This window comes from Amycolatopsis speibonae, from assembly GCF_042647925.1.
Taxonomy (GTDB): Bacteria; Actinomycetota; Actinomycetes; order Mycobacteriales; family Pseudonocardiaceae; genus Amycolatopsis; species Amycolatopsis speibonae.
This window is the reverse complement of the sequence record NZ_JBHRWK010000125.1, coordinates 1-5,141: the sequence shown is the minus strand read 5'-3', so window position 1 is coordinate 5,141 and position 5,141 is coordinate 1. Positions and strand designations below refer to the sequence as shown.

The following is a 5,141-nucleotide window of genomic DNA, read 5'->3' as shown; positions in this document are numbered from 1 at the left end:
ACACTCGACTACCGAACACCCCACGAAACCCGCATAAGCTATCGTCAAGACCACGCCCTCGTGGCATAAACCCCGGTGTCCGGCTCCCCGGGACAACCTCAGTCGTGGTTCTGCACTCTGGCAGACGCGTCCACCCGCGCCATGCCGACAAACGGCGCGGTGGGTGACGGTGGGACCGGCAGCGGCGCCAAGGCCGGTGCCAGCGGCGTGGGAGCTTCTGAGGCCGGGTGGGTCGAGCGGCGGGCTTTCCGCAAGGACAAGCCCGGGATGAGGCTGCTCACGACATGCCTCCCCTGTGCGAGTGTTCAGGGGAGGAACCAGCGGACAGCCCAGCCTCGCCGAACCAGAAAAACCCGGACCACGCCAGTGATCTGGTGTGACCGGGTTGTTACTCTGTGGTGCGGGAGATTTCCCATGCAAGTGTGTCCGAGGGGCGAGTTGCTCACTATCCACACGCTTGCAACTGCCCGGTTGACCACGCGTATCGATACTGGCACCGATTGGTAGTTCCTGGGCGATTGCAGAGGATTTCCTGGCGCGGAGTCGGGGATGGGGCCTTCGGCGGAGACTGCGCAGTTGCGCTCGGCCCGAACCCGCTGGTTAAGAGTCGTTTGGATGGGGTTTCGGGCGGTGTCGAGTGATGTCGGTGAGTGTCGTCTTCCTCAGGATTCGGGTGCTGGCGGTGTCGACTGGTGTCGTGGTCTGTCGTCGTGTTTCCGGACTACTTCCCGCTGGCGCTGCTGCAAGGCGACACGGACTTCCTGCGCACCGAATGCCTCGGCCGCGGCATCGATCCTCGGTACGTCGACGGCATACCTGCTGTTCTCCGGGCAGCCAGTGCTCGCGGCCCGGACCGAAAGGCGGTCACCTCGCTGGTGGACGACTTCAGCCTCCGACCCTCATGCCGGCGCCCAGTCGACTCCCCACGCCTTGACGGACCCCGACTCACAACGGAGTCGAGCACGCCGGGATCGACAGCGGCCAACGCGGCCCTATGACCGACCGCTTGGACGACCGTCGAAATGGACGCTAAATCGCCCCTGCTCACAGAGAGAAGGATCAGGTCGCCGGACTCGAGGGTCAGTAAGGTGGGTTCATGTCGAAGAACGAACCGTTCATCATTGACGGAGTCACTTACGAGCGCGATTCAGCTCCGGGAGAGGGCGGATCAGCCGTGGTGTGGAAGGTCCGCCGCAAGCCCGACGGTCAGGTGCTCGCAGTCAAACGGATTAAGAAGGACCGCGACGCGGACTCCGCTCGCAACAAGCGTTTCAAGCAGGAGATCGAGTACGGGCAGGCATCGAGCCACCCGAACGTCGTGAGTATCCACGCGCGCTCAGAGGACGCGAACTTCTTCTACTACATCATGGACTTCTACCCTATGACGCTGCGAAACGTGATCGACGACGAAACCGATGCTGACGTGCTTCTCGACTACGCGCGCCAGCTTTGCGATGCTCTCGCGTACGTGCACGGCGATGGCATAGTGCATCGCGACATTAAACCTGAGAATGTCCTCGTCGACCCGGATGCTTGTCGTCTCGTCCTGGCCGACTTCGGAATCGCGCATTTCAAGGACTCCTCGCTCACGAAGCGGGGGGACCTCTTAGCGAACCGGAACTACCTCGCTCCCGAGCAGATGGTGAGGAACAACGCTATCGGCATCGGCAAGCCGGCGGACATCTTTGCACTCGGGCTCGTCATTACCGAGATGTTCACGAAGCAGAACGCTCGAGGGCGGCGGCACGCGCTTGTGCGCGACCGCTACCCCTTCCTGGCCGGCCTCGACTTGATCATTGAGCATATGCTGCTCCAAGACGACGCGAAGCGTCTCCCCATCGACACCGTACGCGGCATGCTTCGGGTAACCCTTGAGCGGCTCGACTCGGCAATCGAGGAGATCTCCGATCATCTGCGCCCCGACGAAGCATCCGCCGAAAGCTCATCCAGCGAGGTCGAGCGGATCCTCGGCCGTGCCACCAAGGACGTACTGTCGGCGAAGCATGTCTTCGAACGGGTCGCCGACGGCGAGCTCGACCGATTCAACCTCAACTATCACTGCGAAGTCGCATACCGGGTGAGCACGGAGCTGTTCAATACATGTGCTCAAGCCGTTATATATGCCTCATGCAAGGCGAAGTTCAACTATGAGAGCGCCGGGCGGTGGGACGAGAATGACGACGCTCTTGTGTTGTCGGCCGCCAAGCCGGGACTCCAACGCGAGCTGGAGACGATTCTGGCTGATTTCCCCCTCCCTGAGTCTTCGCGCTGGGGAGGTCTGCCACGGCGGTCGGCTCACTTGTTCCGATTCTGCAAGGACTACCACTGCGAAGAGCTGCTGACGAGCATCCGCGAATCGGTCTATGGTGAAGGCAACGTCTCGTTGCGGGCGAATCTGATCAGTGCCCCGATCTTCTGGATTGCCCGCTGGATGCGTACGAATCTGGACACCGACTACCTGGAGTTCGACAAAACAGTTCGCGAGGACATCGGTTTCGAGCGCCACCTCTCGGTGCGCTGGGACGAGACGCTTCCGTTGGATTCGGCCCGAGAAGAGGCAGGAGCGGATCTGTTGACCGATCCGCTCAACACCGACGACATCGCCGGCACACTGCAGGAGCTTGAAGCGAAGTGGGATGTCTCCGTGGGAGAACTCGTAGACGGTGGGTACTCGGTCATGTTCCGGTCACGCAACATGTACCGCTGCTTCCACGACGAGGCACTCGACCTCGCAGAACCGGGCTCAGTATTCGAAGCCGACGTCCTCGACCTGCTCCGGCCTGAGGCAGAGTTCGACGATCTCGTCGCACTCACATGGGATCGGGACTTCGACGTGGCCATCACGCTCGGGAAGATCCTCGGCACCCCCACGCGCCAGCGTCATGAGTCCAAAGTTCGAGGGCGGTCATAGGATGGGGTGGTGCCTGGTCCGAAGCCGTTGTGCTGGAGTTGTCTGATCACGAACGCCAGGTGCTGTGTGGCCGGTTGCGCAAGCGGACGGTGTCCCAGGCGTGTTGGTGTTGCGGTTGAGGGTCAGTGGCCGACCACTGCGGGACCTCGTCGGAGGACGTTGGTGAGTGGACGGCTGGACTTGATCCCGGCCTGATCGAGCGGGCACGACAGATCGACACAGAGCATCGTGCGCGGCATCAGCGTCAGGTCTCGGCGGAGGTGATGCGGAAGGCATTGGGGCTCAGGGCAAAACGCTCCCGAATTTTGACACGGGTAGTCAGAGAGGAAGTGGTGCCGGTTCGGCTCCGGCGGTGGTTGCCCGAACGGTGGCGGCTTCCACCGGGAGCGCCTCACGATCGGCGATCCTGAGCTCGGCGGCAGTTATCACGGGTCTGCGTGCGAATGCGTTGGACCTGGTTCGCCGTCGACCGCAGACCTATTGTGATCTGCATGAGTGAGTCGTCGACGGGTGGTTCGGATGCGATATCGGGGATGCTGAGCGATGATCTGCTTGAAGGCCAGCACGAGATGACGACCGTGCTGCGGCCGGAGCGATTGGCGCGTCCTGTGGACGTCGGTGACTCTGAGGCTCTCCTGGCGGAGATCGCCCGGTTGTGTCAAACCTGGGGTGGTGCCGGGCAGCCTCTGCTTCCGGTGTGCGACGGGAAGATGCCGTCACCCTACCAGCGGATGCTTGAAGTCGAGCAGATCGACGGCGTTGGCGGTTTGCAGGACGCGGCTGTGGAACTGCCTTTTCGAGTCGAGGCCAGGCATCTTGGGGACTATCCCGTCCTGATGGTCGCAGCGAACGAGCCGCGGGATCAGTGGCGGCCGATTGAGATCTGCGATCTCGACTGTGCCGATCCCTGGGCACCGATCTACGCGGTGGTCCTCGGGACGTTGCCCGAGGTTCCTGATCGGGAGCTGGGCGAAGCTGCGAATCTTCGAGAAGATCTGCAGTTCGACGACGTGGTTCCCGTGCGGCGAGTCCAGGTCACAGGTTCACTGGACGATCTTGCTGCTCGAGCGATAAATCGTGAGGTGATCACTCCGCGGCAGCTGGCCAATATGTTCTTGAGCTCCGGACTGAATCCGGATGCTTCGTTCCTCGGAGAAGGCCAGAAGGTCATACCTCAGCCTCGGCTCACGCAGCGCTCGGCGGGACCGAATCTCGTCGTCGTGGTCTCAAAGGACTCGGTCGAAGACATGGCGTTGTTATGGAACTTGCGTGCGGCGCATGGCGATCGCCGGGTGTTGCCGATTGGACTGCCCGTCGAAGAAGTCACGGGAGAAGCCCTCCAGTTTCTCCAAGCGCCGGGCCGAGCGACGATGTTCGGGTTGGGAGGCGGACGAATCCATCTCGTCAGCTACTCCGTGCCCGTCAGCCGTCTGCGCGACCTGGTGGCTCTCTCAGCGGGCGCTCGCGCGGTTGCCTATGAGGACATCTTGACTTGCGGCCCTGCGCCGGGGCGTCCGCGCAGTCACCTCGGCACTTGGCAGGAGGGCCGCACTCGCCTGGTTCCGTTTTCCGACTCCGATCGCGAGGTTCTCCGCCACACTGCCGACAGCTTGCGGCCGGTTCCTCTCGTGCTCGACGTGATGGTTGTCGACAGTCGGTTTCCCGCCGACCCGACCATGCGCGGAACCGATTTCTGGGGGCGTTTCCAGGCGGGTGCTGCCCAGGTTTCACCGTTGCAGCTGAACCGGCGGGAGACCGTGGAAGTGGTTTGGCCGTCGTCATGGACGTGTCTCGCAGCCGTTGCGCAGACGCGAGGGCTTGACGTCCGGCAATCGCAACCTGGTCTTGCTGCCGCGACCTTGATCCGGGCGCTCGGCGACACGAACCACATCTGGTGGCTTTCCCACCACGGGCTGATCGCTCTTATCTACGAGTTGGCGGAGCGGAGCGGGATGGCCTGGTGGAAGAAACGCTGGACTGACACCCTCCAGCAACTCCGAGAGGCTGGCTCCGATCCTGGCACGCTGGAAAACGCGGCAACTCTCCTCGGCCGCGACGATCCAGGCGTCGCACCGCCAGGAGAAGGGCGGGCGTACGCGTTCGACAGGTTTCGTGCGGTGCTGGGCACTGAGGTTGTCCCGGGGAGCCGGACACCGGGGTTTATGCCACGAGGGCGTGGTCTTGACGATAGCTTATGCGGGTTTCGTGGGGTGTTCGGTAGTCGAGTGTC

General features: G+C 62.6%; 2 protein-coding genes. Both read left to right on the top strand.

Translation table 11 applies throughout. The features are described 5' to 3' along the window. Positions 1-1,096: 1,096 nt before the first annotated feature. Positions 1,097-2,911 carry a serine/threonine-protein kinase gene (locus tag ACFOSH_RS42420; RefSeq protein ID WP_378247202.1) on the top strand — a complete coding sequence of 605 codons (1,815 nt, stop codon included), beginning with the start codon at positions 1,097-1,099 and terminating at the stop codon, positions 2,909-2,911. 491 nt (positions 2,912-3,402) lie between these two features. Beyond that, the coding region (locus ACFOSH_RS42415) for a hypothetical protein (RefSeq protein WP_378247200.1) at positions 3,403-5,141 on the top strand (1,739 nt) is incomplete at its 3' end.

Excerpts from the sequence above, each read along its gene's own strand:
- ACFOSH_RS42420 (WP_378247202.1), top strand. The coding sequence starts at position 1,097 with ATGTCGAAGAACGAACCGTTCATCATTGACGGAGTCACTTACGAGCGC.